This is a genomic window from Synechococcus sp. 60AY4M2, from assembly GCF_002760375.1.
GTDB lineage: Bacteria > Cyanobacteriota > Cyanobacteriia > Thermostichales > Thermostichaceae > Thermostichus.
This window is the reverse complement of sequence record NZ_AUMZ01000001.1, coordinates 1,929,071-1,945,001: the sequence shown is the minus strand read 5'-3', so window position 1 is coordinate 1,945,001 and position 15,931 is coordinate 1,929,071. Positions and strand designations below refer to the sequence as shown.

General features: G+C 60.7%; 14 protein-coding genes and 1 tRNA gene. 9 read left to right on the top strand and 6 right to left on the bottom strand.

What is annotated here, in order from left to right:
* Positions 1-276, bottom strand: a 276-nt coding sequence (locus SYN60AY4M2_RS08530; RefSeq protein WP_143597318.1) for a MerR family DNA-binding transcriptional regulator, incomplete at its 3' end; no start/stop codon positions are given.
* Between the two features lie 69 nt (positions 277-345).
* Here SYN60AY4M2_RS08530 and SYN60AY4M2_RS08525 point away from each other — a divergent pair.
* From SYN60AY4M2_RS08525 to SYN60AY4M2_RS08505, 5 genes are all read left to right on the top strand, one after another.
* Positions 346-795 (top strand): DUF305 domain-containing protein, encoded by a 450-nt coding sequence (locus SYN60AY4M2_RS08525; protein ID WP_276307364.1) that lies wholly within the window; start codon positions 346-348, stop codon positions 793-795.
* Positions 796-907: 112 nt separating this feature from the next.
* The gene (locus SYN60AY4M2_RS08520; RefSeq protein ID WP_099812714.1) at positions 908-2,524 is read left to right on the top strand and encodes an apolipoprotein N-acyltransferase; all 1,617 of its coding nucleotides are present in this window, start codon (positions 908-910) and stop codon (positions 2,522-2,524) included.
* Between the two features lie 82 nt (positions 2,525-2,606).
* A tRNA-Thr gene (locus tag SYN60AY4M2_RS08515) sits at positions 2,607-2,679 on the top strand.
* Positions 2,680-2,837: 158 nt separating this feature from the next.
* Positions 2,838-3,443, top strand: coding sequence for a precorrin-6Y C5,15-methyltransferase subunit CbiT (gene cbiT / locus SYN60AY4M2_RS08510; RefSeq protein WP_011431520.1), 606 nt, complete (start codon positions 2,838-2,840; stop codon positions 3,441-3,443).
* Positions 3,444-3,632: 189 nt separating this feature from the next.
* A complete protein-coding gene (locus SYN60AY4M2_RS08505) occupies positions 3,633-3,845 on the top strand; it encodes a hypothetical protein (RefSeq protein WP_049749797.1) in 213 nt (70 codons plus the stop codon).
* 59 nt (positions 3,846-3,904) lie between these two features.
* On the opposite strand, the gene SYN60AY4M2_RS14085 is transcribed toward SYN60AY4M2_RS08505, so the two are convergent.
* Positions 3,905-4,108 (bottom strand): RlpA-like double-psi beta-barrel domain-containing protein, encoded by a 204-nt coding sequence (locus tag SYN60AY4M2_RS14085; RefSeq protein ID WP_168173328.1) that lies wholly within the window; start codon positions 4,106-4,108, stop codon positions 3,905-3,907.
* A 778-nt stretch (positions 4,109-4,886) separates the two neighbouring features.
* On the opposite strand from SYN60AY4M2_RS14085, the gene SYN60AY4M2_RS08495 reads away from it, so the two are divergent.
* Positions 4,887-5,138: a ferredoxin-thioredoxin reductase variable chain gene (locus tag SYN60AY4M2_RS08495; RefSeq protein WP_011431523.1), complete on the top strand. Its 252-nt coding sequence runs from the start codon at positions 4,887-4,889 to the stop codon at positions 5,136-5,138.
* On the opposite strand, the gene SYN60AY4M2_RS08490 is transcribed toward SYN60AY4M2_RS08495, so the two are convergent.
* Positions 5,135-5,608, bottom strand: coding sequence for a hypothetical protein (locus SYN60AY4M2_RS08490; RefSeq protein ID WP_011431524.1), 474 nt, complete (start codon positions 5,606-5,608; stop codon positions 5,135-5,137). The genes SYN60AY4M2_RS08495 and SYN60AY4M2_RS08490 overlap by 4 nt on opposite strands.
* A 229-nt stretch (positions 5,609-5,837) precedes the next feature.
* On the opposite strand from SYN60AY4M2_RS08490, the gene ftsH reads away from it, so the two are divergent.
* Entirely contained in the window at positions 5,838-7,754 is a 1,917-nt protein-coding gene (gene ftsH / locus SYN60AY4M2_RS08485; protein ID WP_011431525.1) for an ATP-dependent zinc metalloprotease FtsH, read from the top strand.
* 179 nt (positions 7,755-7,933) lie between these two features.
* On the opposite strand, the gene glgP is transcribed toward ftsH, so the two are convergent.
* The 3 genes from glgP to SYN60AY4M2_RS08470 all read right to left on the bottom strand — a co-directional run bounded on the left by glgP (position 7,934) and on the right by SYN60AY4M2_RS08470 (position 12,567).
* On the bottom strand, positions 7,934-10,135 hold the full coding sequence (glgP, locus tag SYN60AY4M2_RS08480; protein ID WP_041438652.1) for an alpha-glucan family phosphorylase: 2,202 nt from the start codon (positions 10,133-10,135) through the stop codon (positions 7,934-7,936).
* Between the two features lie 410 nt (positions 10,136-10,545).
* Positions 10,546-11,742, bottom strand: a complete 1,197-nt coding sequence (locus tag SYN60AY4M2_RS08475; protein WP_240527789.1) for a SpoIID/LytB domain-containing protein — start codon at positions 11,740-11,742, stop codon at positions 10,546-10,548.
* Positions 11,743-12,042: 300 nt separating this feature from the next.
* Positions 12,043-12,567, bottom strand: a complete 525-nt coding sequence (locus SYN60AY4M2_RS08470; RefSeq protein ID WP_011431528.1) for a nucleoside deaminase — start codon at positions 12,565-12,567, stop codon at positions 12,043-12,045.
* Positions 12,568-12,754: 187 nt separating this feature from the next.
* On the opposite strand from SYN60AY4M2_RS08470, the gene SYN60AY4M2_RS08465 reads away from it, so the two are divergent.
* Together SYN60AY4M2_RS08465 and SYN60AY4M2_RS08460 are read left to right on the top strand one after the other, a co-directional pair.
* Positions 12,755-13,987 (top strand): HhoA/HhoB/HtrA family serine endopeptidase, encoded by a 1,233-nt coding sequence (locus SYN60AY4M2_RS08465; protein WP_099812713.1) that lies wholly within the window; start codon positions 12,755-12,757, stop codon positions 13,985-13,987.
* Positions 13,988-14,305: 318 nt separating this feature from the next.
* Positions 14,306-15,889 (top strand): serine/threonine-protein kinase, encoded by a 1,584-nt coding sequence (locus tag SYN60AY4M2_RS08460; RefSeq protein ID WP_099812712.1) that lies wholly within the window; start codon positions 14,306-14,308, stop codon positions 15,887-15,889.
* Positions 15,890-15,931 lie beyond the last annotated feature (42 nt).

Below are 15,931 nucleotides of genomic sequence, written 5' to 3'. Positions count from 1 at the left end.
CTCTCCGACCACTTCGGCTCCAGGATAGAGGTCAACCAGTCTTGCAATCTGTCTCTCCAAGTCTGGCTTCTGCCCTCGACTTTTGACTCGGGCGTACAAAACGACTCGTTTATCCTTCTTGGGTGCTCTGATGTAACTGTCGAGGTCGTACCTTCTTGCCCTACCGGATGGTGTACGTACTGCATGGATCCAGCCCTTCTGTTCCCATCGCCTCAAGGTGTGGAGGCACACCCCAAAATAATCCGCCGCTTCTCTCGGTTTTACATACCTAGCCATACCAAGCAGCCATACTGAACATACTGGGCATTATTTTCAGTATAGTCCAGCATATCATTGACTAGAGTCATGCTCCACCACGAGGGAGCGGTGAGCATGGCCACAGAAGCCCTGCAAAAATCCCGGCGGCGGGAAATTCGTCAGTTGGCCAGGGCCATTGGGGTCGCCCAAAGCCAAGAAATCAAGCAGATGCAAGACTGGCGGCTGAGCTGGTACCCGCTAGCTCCCCAGGAGCCCGTCATGTGGCATGAAGAGATGGGCCACCAGATGGCCATGACTCCAGAAATGATCTCGGCTATGCGCATGGATACCGACCTGGGAGCCGCTGACCCTGAGTTCGATCTGCGCTTCCTGCAAGCAATGATCCAGCACCACGAAGGAGCCCTGGTCATGGCTAGAGAGGCTCTGGAAAAATCCAAGTGCCCCGAGATTCGGCAACTGGCAACAGCCATTGTCACTACCCAGCAAGCGGAGATTGAGCAAATGCGGGCCTGGCAAAAGCGGTGGTATCCGCGCTAGGGCCGCTGGGATCGTTTGCAGGCCTCAGCAGGCTCTGTAAAGATGATGGGATGCGAGCAAGGCCGGCTCTTGCGGCTGCCCGCAGCACTCAGAGGATTCCCCTGCATTGCCAATGGCCCTAGAGCTGCCCTCCTTCCCTCAACACCCGGCTTTGCTCCCACCGCTTCGCCCAGAGTGGAGATCCCGCTGGCTGGCGGGGCTGGCCGTTTTGCTGCTGTGTTTGGGATCCCCCAACCGCTGGCTGCACTGGTTTCCGGGAGCGCTGCTGGGCCTAGCGCCTCTGTTTTACCTTTGCGAACAGCAACAGGGGTGGAGGCGGTGGCGTTTGGCCTATGGCCTCTGGTTTTGCGTGTGCCTGTACGCCTTCTGGGTGGATCCCTTCTCGCTTCAAGTGCTCAGCGCCTGGGAGATCCTGGGAGGAGCAGTGGTGGCTCCCCTGATCCCTCTGTTTTTCACAACAGCCACGGTCTTGAGCTTGGCGCTGAGCCGGCCCCTCCCCCCCTGGGCACGTCCCCTGGGCCTGGCCACGGTCTGGACAGGCCTGGATGGGCTGCTGGGCCTGCTCTGGTGGCCGATCCCCTTTCATTGGGGATCCCTGCTCTTTGACTGGCCCCTGGGGATCCAAATTGCCGATCTCACCGGGATCTGGGGAGTGACCTTTTTTGCCGTGTTCGTCAATGGCGTGGTTTGGCAGTTGGCCGAGCAGCTCCGCTGCCAATGGAGGGCAGAGGGATCCTGCTCGGGGGCCGAGAACCCGGATATCCGGCGCACGCTGGCCTGCGGCTTAGGTCTGGGGGGGCTGGTCTTGGCCTATGGCAGCCTGCGGCTGGCCTACTTTGATGTTTTAGCGGCGGCGGAAGGGGATCCCAGCTTTCGCGTGGGGACGGTGCAGCAGGTGGCCTGGTTGGAAGCCGATCGCAGTTGGGAGTACCGCAGCCAGCGCTACCGGGAGTTGCACCAGCTTTCGGCCCAGGCGGTGGCCGAGGGGGCGCAGTTGGTGATCTGGCCGGAAGGAGCCTTGCGGGCCCGGTTGCTGAACACCCCCCTGCAACCCCATGTGATCGAGCCAATGCGAACCATCCTCCCCCCAGAAGGGGCTTTGATTACGGGGGCCACGGAGCCGGATCCCCGCACAGCCCACCTGCCGGAGGAGGAGCAGCGATTTTTCAACACCGCCCTCTTCTTCAACGCCCAAGGCCAAGTGCTGGATTGGTTTGGCAAGCAGTGGATCTTCCCCTATTTTGAGTCGGGGCGCTACGCGCCCTCCCCAGATGGCTATCGGCCGCTGGCGGGAGGGGAGCTGTTTGGGCCTTTGGGGGTGATGATCTGCTTGGAGAGTGTATTGCCCGCCCCCAGCCGAACTCTGACCCGCAATGGAGCAGAGTCGTTGATCGTGATCTCCGACGATAGCTGGTTTGGCAACAGCCACTGGCCCATGCTCCACGGCCGGCTTTCGGTTTTCCGGGCGGTCGAAAACCGGCGCAGCGTGGTCTTTGTCAACAACACCGGCGGCAACCTGGTGGTGGATCCCTCAGGTCGACTCCAGCAGGTGGGCCCGATTTTTCAGCGCGGAGTGGTGACCGGAGAGGTCAGGCGGCAATCCCAGGTAACCTTCTACACGCGCACAGGCGACTGGCTGGCCTGGTTAACCTTAGGTCTTTCTCTAGGATTGACGGCCTGGGGATCCCGAGCAGGGCAAGGATGCGCTAAGATTGGTGAGCATCAATAGTCTAAGTCAGCTTTCCCGTCCCGCGTTCCCAGTTTGCGCTGCTGAACTGGCTGAACAAAGGGATGCGGAATTGCTTACCCTTGCTGATGTAGCTCAGTCGGTAGAGCAGCTCACTCGTAATGAGCAGGTCATCGGTTCGAGTCCGATCATCAGCTTTGGAGCCTTGTCCGGCCCTCACGGGGCTACTGACCTAGGCTGGCTTAGCGCGGGGATCCCCTCTCCCAGGAGGGGGACATGAAGAGCGTAGCCAGTTGGTCGGGGCTTCGCCTTATGCTGAGAAGTATGGCCATTTCCCCGGCAGCGGTCTTTGGCAATGGCAACCCCCTTCTCTTGGCCCTATCGCACCCCAGGGATCCCGGACTCCGCCTTTGAGCGGATCCCGGGGATCCCGATGAGCCCCCGCGAGGTACGCGTGCTGGTGCTGAGCCAGTTGCGCCTGGGAGAAGACCACTGCCTATGGGATATCGGCGCCGGGACAGGCACCATCGCCATCGAAGCGGCCATTCTCTGCCCCCGCGCTCGCGTGATTGCCATCGAGCGCGATGCCGAGGTGGTCAGCTTGATCGAGAGCAACTGCGAGAAATTCGGCCTCAACAACGTGCAAGTAATCCAGGGCACCGCCCCCGATTGCTTGCATCAGCTCTCTCCGCCCCCCGATCGCATCTGTATCGAAGGTGGCCATCCCCTACGGGAGATCCTGGAGGCCTCCTGGAACCATCTCAAACCCAACGGCAGGATTGTGGCGACCACCAACTCTCTGGAGGGGCTCTACGGCCTCTCTGCCGGGCTGGCTGCCGTGCGAGCTCATCATGTGGAGGTGATCCAATCAGCCGTGAACCGCCTGGAACACCGCGGTCGCAGCCAACTGTTGCTGCCTCTGGATCCCACCTTTGTGTTAAGCGGGGAAAAATCCAGCTAAATCTTGTAAGAAATCCGTTTATATTTTTTGCAAATCCCTTCGCAAAGTAATGGGCTCAAGAAAATTGGGCTAGCCCAAGCCCTCTTTGGAGATCGGCAAAGCACAAACCTTAAGCTATGCCGATATTTCTAGATTGCAGACTTTCATTTGCCCTTATACCAGAGACAGAGAGCTGCGGATCCCAGGGCCATGGATGAATTGCAACACCCCTTTCCCGAATCACGAGAAGTGAGGCTGCGACAACTGCTAATTCGAGAGCGCTGGCCGGAAATGCTGAAGGGCTGCCGGGCCTGCATCCATTGGGACGACTTCAAGCGACCCGAATGCTGCGGCGACTGCGGCATTGGCGATCGCCGCAGACAAGAAGCAGAAAACCAGCCCAGCAAATCTTCAGGCATTTAGCCTGGGCAGATTCTCCCCATCGGGAGCCGATTCTAGTAGTTATTTTTGCCCAGCAATTTCTACCTTAGGCTCATCAAAACGCCGGAGAGAGGAACTTCTTGGGGAGGCAGCAGAGGCACCTCTACTTTCGCCACTTCCTGCTCGTAAATGCCCAGCTGGCGAGCGGCAGCCGTCGAAATATCCAGATCTCGACCGCGAACAAAAGGGCCCCGAGCCAGAACATCCACCACCACTCTAGGCCTGGGATCCTCAGAATTGGTCAAAGTCTCCCAAAAACGTGTCCGGGAATACACTGATGAGCCCCACGGATCCCAGGTTCCGCAGAGGGATCTTTCGGCTGAAGTCAGTGGGCTTGGGTTGGGGCAATGCTCCCAGAAGCCGGCGCGGCTCCTCAAGGGCGAGGGGATCCCGGAGAAATGCAAACCACTGTATCAATTTCTACATAGTTCTCTACATTCCGCAGTCTTCGTTAGGGGCTGAGCTAGAGTGTTTCCAGCAGGCTCCTGGGGTGGGCTGCCTTTTCAGGAGGCCAAGTGCCGCGACTGATCGCATCAGCGGGCTGGAGGCACTTGGTTAGCAATTGGCAGGAGTAGCGATGCCAGCATCGCAACGGCAAGCTAGGCGCGAGAACAGCCTGGCCAAGCTTCGCAAGGAACGCCGGAGGGCAAGCAGAGGATCTAGGCCCAGCGGCCCAAAACATGTTACAGGTTCTCCCCCAGCCTGAAACCTCCGTAGGGGCGAGGGGGCGTACACAGAAGAGCTTACAGCCGTGTTGGTACCTATGTTTGCCGTGGATGGGAAAACCCCCCTGATGTTAATCAAACCCAGCCCCGCCAGACGGTGGGTAGCAAGCGGCGAAGCCACACTCCCCTGGCAGCGAGGTGAGCGGGGCGTGCGGCTGAAAGCAACCAATCGAGTGAGTTTGCAGGAGGTCGCTCCTGGCAAGCAGCTATGGCAAAATGCCAACCTAGGGTATTGCAAGTTTTTAACGTTCAACGGTTGGAGGGCACGGCTCCTAACAGCGCCGTGTAATGGTGTGTGATGAAAGTCGGAGATCGAGTGCGGGTGCGTACCAGCGTGATCGTCTATCACCACCCGGAACATCGCAATCAACCTTTTGACCTCAAAGGTATGGAGGGAGAAGTGACGGCTGTGATCCAAGACTGGAACGGCCGCCCGATCAGCGCTAATTTTCCCTTTCAGGTGCAGTTTGGGAATAAGTTCCGCGCCCACCTCCAGGCCGACGAGCTGGAGGTGATCGAGGCGAGCCCTTCCTCCGAGCCTGCGGCCTAGGTGAGACCCAGCAGGGTACGGTTGGTTTCCAGAATCGGCTGGATCAAAGCAAACTCCGCGGGGGTGAGGTACTTGGCTATCACCTCTTGCAAGAAGCGGTAGGTAGCCTCACAACTGCGCTGGGTGCGGAAGGCCCGCATCAAGGTCTGAAACCAGTAGAGAAATCGCTCCTTGTAGCGCTGCTCATCGTCTAGGAGCATGGCCAAAGCCGAGAGGCGCAAAACCCGCACGGTGTCGGCTCTCCATTTGTTGCGGAAATCCTCCACCCCTCGCATGAGCAAGTAGGGATCCAGAGCGCGCAGCTTCGCCTCCACCTCGCCGACAATCTGGGCTTCCGCCGCTTGGATTTTGCGATAGGCGCCCAGGCGCAGCTCAAAGGAGGCCAGGTAGCTCTCCATGAACTGCATCTCCTCATCTCTGAGGTAGCGTCCGTCGGCAGCCAGGCTCAGTTGGCGCAGTTGAGTCAGCATGGGGATTCCCTAGAAAACCAAGGAGAGAGGGGGAGTGCGGCCCTTTCGCCCCCGATCCTAGCCGCAAGCCCGTTGACAAAAGTGCGCGATCCTGCGGATCTTCGGCTATTCTCCCCGGCCTCTCAGCCGGGTTAATATTAATTAATAGTCTATCGTTGCAAGAATCCACTCGACCCCAGATGCCATCTGTGAGTTCGATAAAAAGCACCCTTTGGGAGGAAACGCTTCCGTGAGTCAGAAAGGTAAAAACAAAAAATGGAGAAGCGCCGGATTGTACGCGTTGCTGGCCATTGTCTTGATCTCGCTGGCCACAACCTTCTTCGGCACCCGTCCGGCTGAGCGTCTGGAGATCAGCTACTCCGACCTGATGAGCCGCATAGAACGGGGCGAGGTCAGCAAAGTCTTGGTCGAGATCGCCCCCGATGGTCGCCAAATTGCCATTGCCGAGGCGGAAATCAACAACCGCGCCACCCAAGTGCTGGTCAACCTGCCTCCCCTCACCCCCGAGTTTGAGAACACCTTGCTTGCGCAAGGGGTGGAGCTGGCGGTGCGCCCGGTTCAGGAGGAGGGTCTGCTGGGGCGCATCCTCAGCACCTTCTTCCTGCCCGTCTTGCTGCTGCTTGGCCTGTTTTTCCTGTTGCGCCGAGCCCAAAACGGCCCTGGCAGCCAGGCGCTCAACTTTGGCAAGTCGAGGGCAAGGGTGCAGATGGAGCCGAAAACTCAGGTTACCTTCAACGATGTGGCTGGTGTTGACCAGGCCAAGTTGGAGCTGGCCGAGGTGGTGGACTTTTTGAAAAACCCCGAGCGGTACAACGCTCTGGGCGCCAGGATCCCGCGCGGGGTGTTGCTGGTCGGCCCCCCAGGTACAGGTAAAACCCTGTTGGCCCGCGCTGTGGCCGGAGAGGCGGGTGTGCCCTTCTTCTCCATTTCTGGCTCTGAGTTTGTGGAGATGTTTGTTGGAGTGGGGGCCTCGCGGGTGCGGGATCTGTTCGAGCAGGCCAAGCAAAATGCCCCCTGTATTGTCTTCATCGACGAAATCGATGCCGTGGGTCGGCAGCGGGGAGCCGGCCTAGGAGGTGGCAACGACGAGCGGGAGCAAACCCTGAACCAGTTGCTGACCGAGATGGACGGCTTTGAGGGCAACTCCGGCATCATCGTTATCGCCGCCACCAACCGCCCCGATGTGTTGGATGCAGCGCTGCTGCGGCCCGGTCGCTTTGACCGCCAAGTGACGGTGGATCGCCCCGACTTCCAGGGCCGCCTGGAGATCCTCAAGGTGCATGCCCGCGGCAAAACCTTGGCCGCCGATGTGGATCTGGAGAAATTGGCCCGCCGCACCCCTGGGTTTACCGGCGCAGACCTGGCCAACCTACTCAACGAAGCGGCCATCTTGGCGGCCCGCCGCAACCTCACCGAGATCTCGATGGACGAGATCAACGACGCCGTGGATCGGGTGTTGGCTGGCCCAGAGAAGAAGGATCGCCTCATGAGCGAGCGGCGCAAGGAGCTGGTGGCCTACCACGAGGCAGGACACGCCCTGGTGGGATCCCTCTTGCCCAACTACGATCCCATTCAAAAGGTCAGCATCATTCCCCGCGGCCAGGCGGGCGGCCTCACCTGGTTCATGCCCAGCGATGATGACATGGGCCTGACCACCCGTGCCCACTTGAAAAACATGATGACCGTCGCCCTGGGGGGTCGGGTGGCAGAGGAGGTGGTCTATGGCGAGGCGGAGGTGACCACGGGGGCAGCCAGCGACCTACAGCAGGTGGCCCGCATTGCCCGCAACATGGTCACCCGCTTTGGCATGAGCGACCGCCTGGGCAACGTGGCCCTGGGACGCCAGTATGCCAATATCTTCCTAGGCCGTGAGATCGCTGCAGAGCGGGATTTCTCCGAGGAGACGGCGGCCCTCATCGACGAAGAGGTGCGACGTCTGGTGAATGAGGCCTACCAACGGGCCACTTACCTGATCCGGGAAAACCGCGCCCTCTTGGATCGCATCGCCCGCCGCTTGGTGGAGGCCGAAACCATTGATGGGGAAGAGCTGCAAGCGATCATCGACAGCTCGGAGGTGGTGATGCTACCGCCTGAGGAGGAGCCGGAGCCGCTGACCTTCCCGATAACCCTCAACGCTAGTGCCTAGTCTCCATGGACACAGGCCAGGGATCCCTGCCTTTTCGCCTGAGGAGGGCGGGGATCCCGATTTTTGCATGATGATAACTATCTCCCCTCTCCCAGAGAGAGGTTGGGGGTGGTCGCGTCGGCGGCGCGGCGCGCTTGGGCCATCCCTCAGGGAGAAGGGCTGGGTTGAGGGAGGCTAACTTAGCTAACGACGGCCGAGCCCGACAAGATGCGACTCACCTCCGTTTCGATAGGCTGGGGCTCATACATTTTCAGGACGTACTCAGCCACCATGCGGTCGGTGTTGAAGACCGGGTTGAGGGTGCGGATTGCTTCTTTCATGCGAGCAATCCAGCGGCGCGGGATCCCTTTTTCATCCCGGTCGTAGAACATAGGGATAATCTCGTATTCCAACACATCGTAGAGGGAGCTGGCGTCCAGATCGTCTTGGGCGGCTGGATCCAGACCTTCGATTTCTTGGCCGATGGCCCAGCCATTGCGACCGTTGTAGCCTTCGGGCCACCAGCCGTCCAAAACGGAGAGGTTGAGCCCCCCGTTGAAGCCCACTTTTTGGCCGGAGGTGCCTGAGGCCTCCAGAGGACGCCGCGGGTTGTTCAGCCAAAGATCCACCCCTTGGACCAAATTGCGGCTGACGTAGGCATCGTAATTCTCAATAAAGGCGACCCGGTGAGCCACCTCAGGCCGATTCGACCATTCCACCACCCGTTGGATCAGGCGCTTGCCTTCTTCATCTCGCGGGTGAGCCTTGCCGGCAAAGATAATCTGCACAGGGTACTCTTTGTTGGTGAAGATGCGGGTCACTCGCTCGAGATCGCGCAGGATTAGATCTCCTCGCTTGTAGGTGCTGAAGCGGCGGGCAAACCCAATCGTCAGGATCTTGGGATCCAACAACTGGTTGACGGCCTGGAGACGTTCGTTGCTTTCGCCGCGGTTGCGCCGCGCCCGCAACACCCGGTGGCGGGTAAAAGACACCAACCGCTCCCGCAGGGCTTCCTTGCGCCGCCACAGCTCCTCATCGGGAATTTCTTCCACCTTGGCCCACAGCTCCGGATCCGACACCCGCTCCGGCCAGTCGGGACCCAGGTATTGGTCGTAGAGGTTCCAGAAGAGGGGGGCAACCCAGGTGCGGGCGTGAACCCCGTTGGTAATGGAGCCGATGGGCACCTCCTCCACCGACCGCTCTGGGTAGAGCACATGCCACATTTGGCGAGAGACGCGCCCATGTAACTTGCTCACCCCGTTGGCTGCACGTGCGTAGCGCAAAGCCAGCACCGTCATATTGAAGCGCTCCCAGGGATCCCCGCCGCGCCGCGCCCCCAGAGCCAAAAATTGCTCCCGCGTCAAGCCCAGTTGCGGCCAGAAAGAGGCAAAGAACGCATCCATCTCGTTGGGGCTGAAAGCATCGTGCCCAGCCGGCACCGGCGTGTGAGTGGTGAAGACACACTTTTCCCGCACCTTGGCCTCTGCCGCCTCAAAGGGCGTACCCCGTGCCACCTCCTCCCGCAGCAGCTCCAAAGTCAAGAAGGCAGCATGCCCCTCGTTCATGTGATAGACCATGGGATCCAGGCCCAACTGGCGCAGCAGGCGCACCCCCCCAATGCCGAGGATACACTCCTGGGCAATGCGCGTATCGGTGCTGCCGCCGTAGAGATGGGCAGTAATCCAGCGGTCGATGGGATCATTCTCCGGCAGGTTGGTATCCAGCAGGAAGAGGGGCACCCGCCCCACGTCCACCCGCCAGGCGCGTGCCTTCACCAGCCGCTGCCGCATTGCCACTTCCACCAACAGAGGGCTGCCATCTGGCTGCCGCACCAACGTCAGAGGCAGCGCGTCAAACTCGCAATCTTCGTACAGCTCCCCTTGCCAGCCGCTGAGATCCAGGCGCTGCTGGAAATAGCCTTGGCGGTAGAGCAATCCCACGCCCACCAGCGGCACCCCCAGATCGGAGGCGGATTTGAGGTGATCGGCAGCCAGCATGCCCAGGCCCCCGGAGTAGATGGGCAAAGACTCGTGCAGGCCGTACTCAGCGCAGAAATAGGCAATAGGACGCTGCCAGTCGTAGGTCTTCATGGTGCGCTTGGCCCAGGTATCCTCAGCCGCCATGTACTGCCGATAGGCCTGCACCATGCGATTGAGGGTGTTGAGGTAGTTGACGTCAGTAGCCAAGGCCGCCAAGCGCAAGTAAGAAACCTCCTCCAGCATGCGCACCGGGTTGTGAGAGGTTTTTTCCCACAGGGCGGGATCCATTTCCCGGAAAATGGTGAGGTGATCGGGGTTCCACGTCCACCAATAGTTACGGGCGATCTCGCACAGGGGCGTGAGCGCCTCCGGCAGCACCGGGCAACGTTCGGGAAAAGCGGGGGCTAAAGTGGCAAGGGACATAGGACAGATACCTGGGGTTGAAGCTATAGGCCGGAAAAAGAAGCGGCAGAGGTTAATCGTGCCTGGTAAACGTTTCTAATTTTTTATTATTGAGCCAACTTTGAGAATTCTGGCAGGAGGATTCAGGATCTCTACAAAATCTGCAGCAGCTCCAAGCCAGATTTCCTCAGTCTTTTCCCAGATCTTGCAACAACAATGGCCACCGGCAGTTCGGTTTTCAATCTCAGAGAAGGCTGCTGATCGATCTGCGGCCTGTCTGAAGAGACGGTGCTGCATCGGAGTTAACAGAGTTTCCAGAATTGCCACTGACTCCTGATCCCGGCAGGGCAATCTAAACTGCCACAAGCTCGGCAAAGCTTTAGCTGCCTTCGCTACCAAATGGCCTTTTTCGATAGGAGCTCCGACTGAGCCTAGCGTCCCTCCACCACGGCCAAGCTGGTGTTGCGGTAGTAGTGGCTGAGGATCTGTTGGTAGGAATAGTTTTGGCTGGCCAGGGCGGCAGCTCCCCATTGGCTCATGCCCACCCCGTGCCCGTAGCCGCGCCCTTGGATTTGGAAGAAAGCGGGAAAGTTTGCCCCAGCAGGGGTCAGGCTGGCGGTGGTGGCCGCCTCCCCTCGTGGGCTGATGGCGATCATCGTGCTGCGCAACCCCAGAGCCCGCCGGAATTCGCTGCCGCTGACGTCTTTGCTGCCTTGGGATCCCACTAGGCGCAGGGTGATGGCCCGTCCCCAGGGAGAGCTGCGCAGGATCTCAATGGAGCGGATGGCCCCGATCCCGCCGGCCAACTGCTGGAGCTGTTGGGCAGGAATGGTAGCCGTCCAGCTAAACACCGGCGAGTGGTGATCGAAATCGGGCACCCCCTGCAAGTAGGGCCGCGACTCCAGCCAAACATTGCCGGCATCGTCTGTGTGGCCGCCGCCGGAGGAGTGGAAAACGGCGTTGATCAACTGCCCCTGGTGGACGAGAACCTGGCCGGCAGTCTCGCGGGCTGCTGCCTGGGTGCGGTTGGATTCGGCAGCCACCCCTTTGTAAACCTGCCAATCAATCCCACTCCCCAAGTCAAAAGGCTGCTGGGAGCGATGACTGCGATGGTAGAGGGCATAGGTGCGGGAGGCCACGGCTTGGGCTTTGAGGGCCTCCATCGGGAAGCGGTGCCCCATCTCGCTGCCCACCACGCTGGAAACGTAGTCCTCCAAACCAACTTGATTGATGGCGATCACTCCACTTTCGCCGGGGATCAGCTCCACCCAGCCGCGGTACCAGTTCTGGTCGATGAACACCAACCCATCGGGGGTGGTGGGCTGTAGGTAAAGGCGTTCTCCCTGCTGGCCAGCCAAACTGACCGCCGAGCCTATCCGGCTGGCCTGCAGCGGCTGCATGGCCGGAACTTCGGCCAGCGGTTGTCCCTGGGCATCCAGCAGGCGGGCCGGGGCAGAGCTGCCGAGCCTGACCTGCGGCTTGTTGACGGCAATCCCCACCCGCAGCAGCACCCGCGCCTGCACCGGAAAGGCCAAGCAGAGCCAAGCCCAAACCAGAAGGCCGATCCCCCTAAGCCAAGCCGAGGGCAGCGGGGACACAACCGGAGAAGAAAAGAGAGCTACACTCACACGTCACTCCTCTGGGAAAGACCACCCAAGAGCAACGGATCCCTGTCCGCCGATAAACCACTTCGGAGGAGGGATCCAGAAGGAAACTGCGATCCTGCGGTGAGGATTGCCCAACCAACCCCTCAAGCGACCGACCAACCAAAGCGCTCCCGCCTTCAAAGAGCTTTGCCTTCGAGGCCGCGGCCGGATCCCAGCCAGCTGCTCGCGCTGGCGGGCCGGGGGCCTTCCGATATGACAGTATCAAAAACCGCTTGCCGATGCACGACCTCAACCCGGCCTTTTTGTCGCCCAAGTTCCCCGTCAGGTTGCCAGAGGGATCCCCCGCCGGCGGCTAAACCACTGCTGCAACAGGCGACGACACTCGGCCTCGCAAACTCCGCCGATGACCTCTGGGCAATGGAAGCTGGCGGCAGAAGCGGGCAGGTTGAGCACGCTGCGCAGCGCGCCGGCCTTGGGATCGTCGGCGCCGTAGATCACCTGGGCCAGCCGCGATTGGCTGATCGCCCCCGCGCACATGGGGCAGGGCTCCAGGGTCACGTACAGCCGACAGCCCTGCAACTGCCAGTCGCCCAGGCGCTGCCCCGCCTGCCGTAGGGCCAAAATCTCCGCGTGGGCCGTAGGATCCCGATCCCGTTCCCGCCGGTTGCTGCTTAGGGCCAACAGCTCTTCCCCCGGCCCCACCACCAGAGCCGCCACCGGCACCTCGCCCGCTTCTCCCGCCCGCTCGGCTTCTTGCAGGGCCAACTGCATCCAGGCGCGGTGGCGTTGCCATGGATCCCGCTCCGGCGGTGCTGAGGAAGGGAGGTGAGCTAGATTCCCGGTCATCGCTAGGCTCTTGAGCCCTGTCTTTGCCCGCAAGATTTGCTAAGTTAAGCACATATCCCCTAAACAGCTAAAAGAAGAATAGGCCAAAGTAAACCGGGTCTGCTTGCGCAGGTGGGTAGCGCCGGTCTGCCTGAGCTTCCTCAGTGCAGTGTTTTTGGGGCAATACGGCTGAGCTCTGGGAGGGATCATGACACGGCTTCTACGGCAAACATTTCTGGCGATGGCTTTGTTTGGCGGAGGCATTGCCTATGGGGTCTGGTTGTCCTCGCCAAGGGGGCAAGCATGGCTGCAGCAAACTCCCCTTGCCACTTGGTCGCAGCGGGCTGGAGAGGGGGTGGGATCCCTTCTGCCTTGGTCTGAGTCCCCTCCTGAGTCTGCCTCTCCTGCCGATGCCGTGCGGCCTTCCAATTTCATTGCCGCCGTTGCCCAAAAGGTGGGACCGGCGGTGGTGCGCATCGACGCCACCCGCACCGTGGCCAGCCCTATTGATCCCGAGCTGTTCAACCAGCCCCTGTTCCGCCGCTTCTTTGGGGGCCAAATCCCCCAACTGCCGCAAGAGTTTCAGCAGGAGGGCACCGGATCCGGATTCATCATCGATCCCAATGGCCTCATTCTCACCAATGCCCACGTGGTGGAAGGCAGCGAGCGGGTGAGGGTGCATCTGCTGGATGGGCGCACCTTCGAAGGCAAAGTCAAAGGCTCAGACCCGGTAACCGACATCGCCGTGATCCAGATCGAGGGCGAAAATCTGCCCACGGTTACCTTGGGCAACTCCGACCAGGTGCGGCCAGGAGATTGGGCCATCGCCATCGGCAACCCGCTGGGCCTGGACAACACGGTAACGGCGGGGATCATCAGCGCCGTCGGGCGTTCCTCCGGGCAGATTGGGGCCACCAACAAGCGGGTGACGTTCCTGCAAACGGATGCGGCCATCAATCCCGGCAACTCGGGCGGCCCGCTGCTGGACGCAGAAGGTCGCGTCATTGGGGTGAATACGGCCATTTTCCAGCGAGCCCAGAGCGTCGGCTTTTCCATCCCCATCAACCGCGCCATGGAAATTGCCGAGCAACTGATCCGCAATGGCCGGGTGGAGCATGCCTTCTTGGGCATCCGCATGATTACCCTCAACCCCGATTTGGTGGAGCGCCTCAACCGGGACCCGGGCCGATCCACCACGCTGACAGTGCAAGAGGGGGTGTTGATCGGGCAGGTAATTCCGGGATCGCCGGCTGAGCAAGCTGGCCTGCGGGAAGGGGACGTCATTGTTGAGATTGACGGCCAACCTATTCGCGATGCCGAGCAGGTGCAGCAGTTGGTGGATGCCGCCGGTGTGGGCAAGACGCTGACGCTGCGGGTCATCCGCGACGGCCAGGCGCGCACCTTCCAGGTGAAGACGGGGGTGCTGCCGGTGGGCTCTTGAGCAGGCAGGCTGGGATCCCGATCCCTACCTTATTCTCAGCAAGCTCCCCTCCAAAGACTTGGAGTCGTTTTAAACTAGGTGAAAACACTCTGCCGCCATCCAAGCGCTCCGCGCCGCTGGCGCGTTTGCGACAGCCCTGCCTACCAATAACGACGTAGAGAAACGTTTCGTTGCTATTTGAAATGACCACAATCCCTGGGGCGATAGAGCCACCGCTGTGCCCGCCAGGGGGTCTGCCCGGCAACGAGTAGTTTTACGTGCCGTCCGTTGTTGATCCCCGTGACAGAATAGCCCTAGAGGCGGGGAGCGAGATCGCGTATGGCTTGGGCAGTTGGCGAAGAATTGCAGGGGGGGCGCTACCGCATCGAGGCCGTTTTGGGGGAAGGGGGCTTCGGCATTACCTACCGCGCCTGGGACAGCGTCCGTGCTGAGGATGTGGTTATCAAGGTCTTAAAGGACAGCATCCGCGAGGATCCCGACTATCCTCGCTTCCAGCAAAACTTCATGAACGAGGCGCTGCAACTGGCCCGCTGCCGCCACCCCCACGTGGTGAAGGTGGAAGAGGTGATCTGGGAGCAGGAGCGTTGGTGCATTGTGATGGAGTACATCCGTGGCCAGACGCTGCACCAGCTTTTGCGGCAAAAGGGGCCGCTGCCCCTGCCGGAGGCCCTGCGCCTGACGCGAGAGGTGGGATCCGCCCTCATGGCCCTGCACGAACAGGGGATCCTGCACCGCGATGTGAAGCCGGCCAACATCCTGGTGCGGGAGGGATCCGGGCAAGCGGTGTTGATCGACTTTGGCCTGGCGCGGGCCTACGCCCAAGGTTTGATCCAGCGCCATACCTCCTACGGCACCGATGGCTACGCCCCCCTGGAGCAGTACGACAGCCTGCGCCGCCGCGGCGCCTTCACCGATGTCTATGCCTTGGCCGCCACCCTCTACACCCTGCTGACGGGGATAGTGCCCTTGTGCGCGCCGGTGCGGGCCACAGGCCGGCAGTTGGATCCCCCCCGCAGCCTTAACCCCAGCATTCCTGAAGAGGTGGAGGCCGCCATCCTCAAAGGGATGGCTCTCCACCCCGAAGAGCGCCCACAAACCATGGCCGAGTGGCTGGCCCTGCTGCCGGGAGCGGCCTCTCAAGAAGAGAAGAAGCCGCTGACCTTTGAGCCCGCCATCCGCACTCAAGATCTGCGGCAACTGGAGCGGCTTCTGGCCCCGCAACCCCAAGATGAGCTGGAACAGCTCCTGGCCCAGCACTCGGCAGAAGAGCTGGAGCAAATGGTGGCGCCCCCTACCCCTGCCACGACAAAGAAAAAAGAGGGGGCATCCGGATCCCTGGTTTCTCCCGAAGTTTGTCTAGAGGGACAGGGATCCCTGCCCGCTACTCTCCCCTGGCCAGACTGGGTGGGAGAAGCGGCTCCTGCCCTACAAGGGCTGTGGGATCGGCTGCGGGCTGGCCAGTGGGGGGAAGCCGATCGCTGGACGACGGCTCTAATGTTAAAGCTGGGCGGGCGATCCCAGGTGGGCTTTTTCGATCCCAAGGATGTTGAAGCTTTCCCCTGCCCGATGCTGCGGCTAATCGACCAACTTTGGACGCAGGCCAGCCATGGACGCTTTGGCTTTACCGTCCAGAAGCAGCTCTGGCAGGAGTGTGACTCGGAGAAAAGGGGAGGGCTCAGCTCGAGATCCTTCTCGGCCTTGCCCCGCGAAGAGTGTATGGGAGAGAAAGTGGGCTGGCAGATCCAGGGCCGCTGGCTGGAGTACGGGGAGCTCAAAACCAACTTGGAAGCGCCCAAGGGCCATCTGCCGGTGGGCTTTTTCTGGGGATACTCGGGGGGGTTACGCGCAGCCCTGCTGATGCTGGATCGGGCGGTATTGAAAAAGTTCAAAGCCTGCCTGTAAAAAACTTCCCCCTCCTGGGGATACAAAGCCAGAACGGCGAAA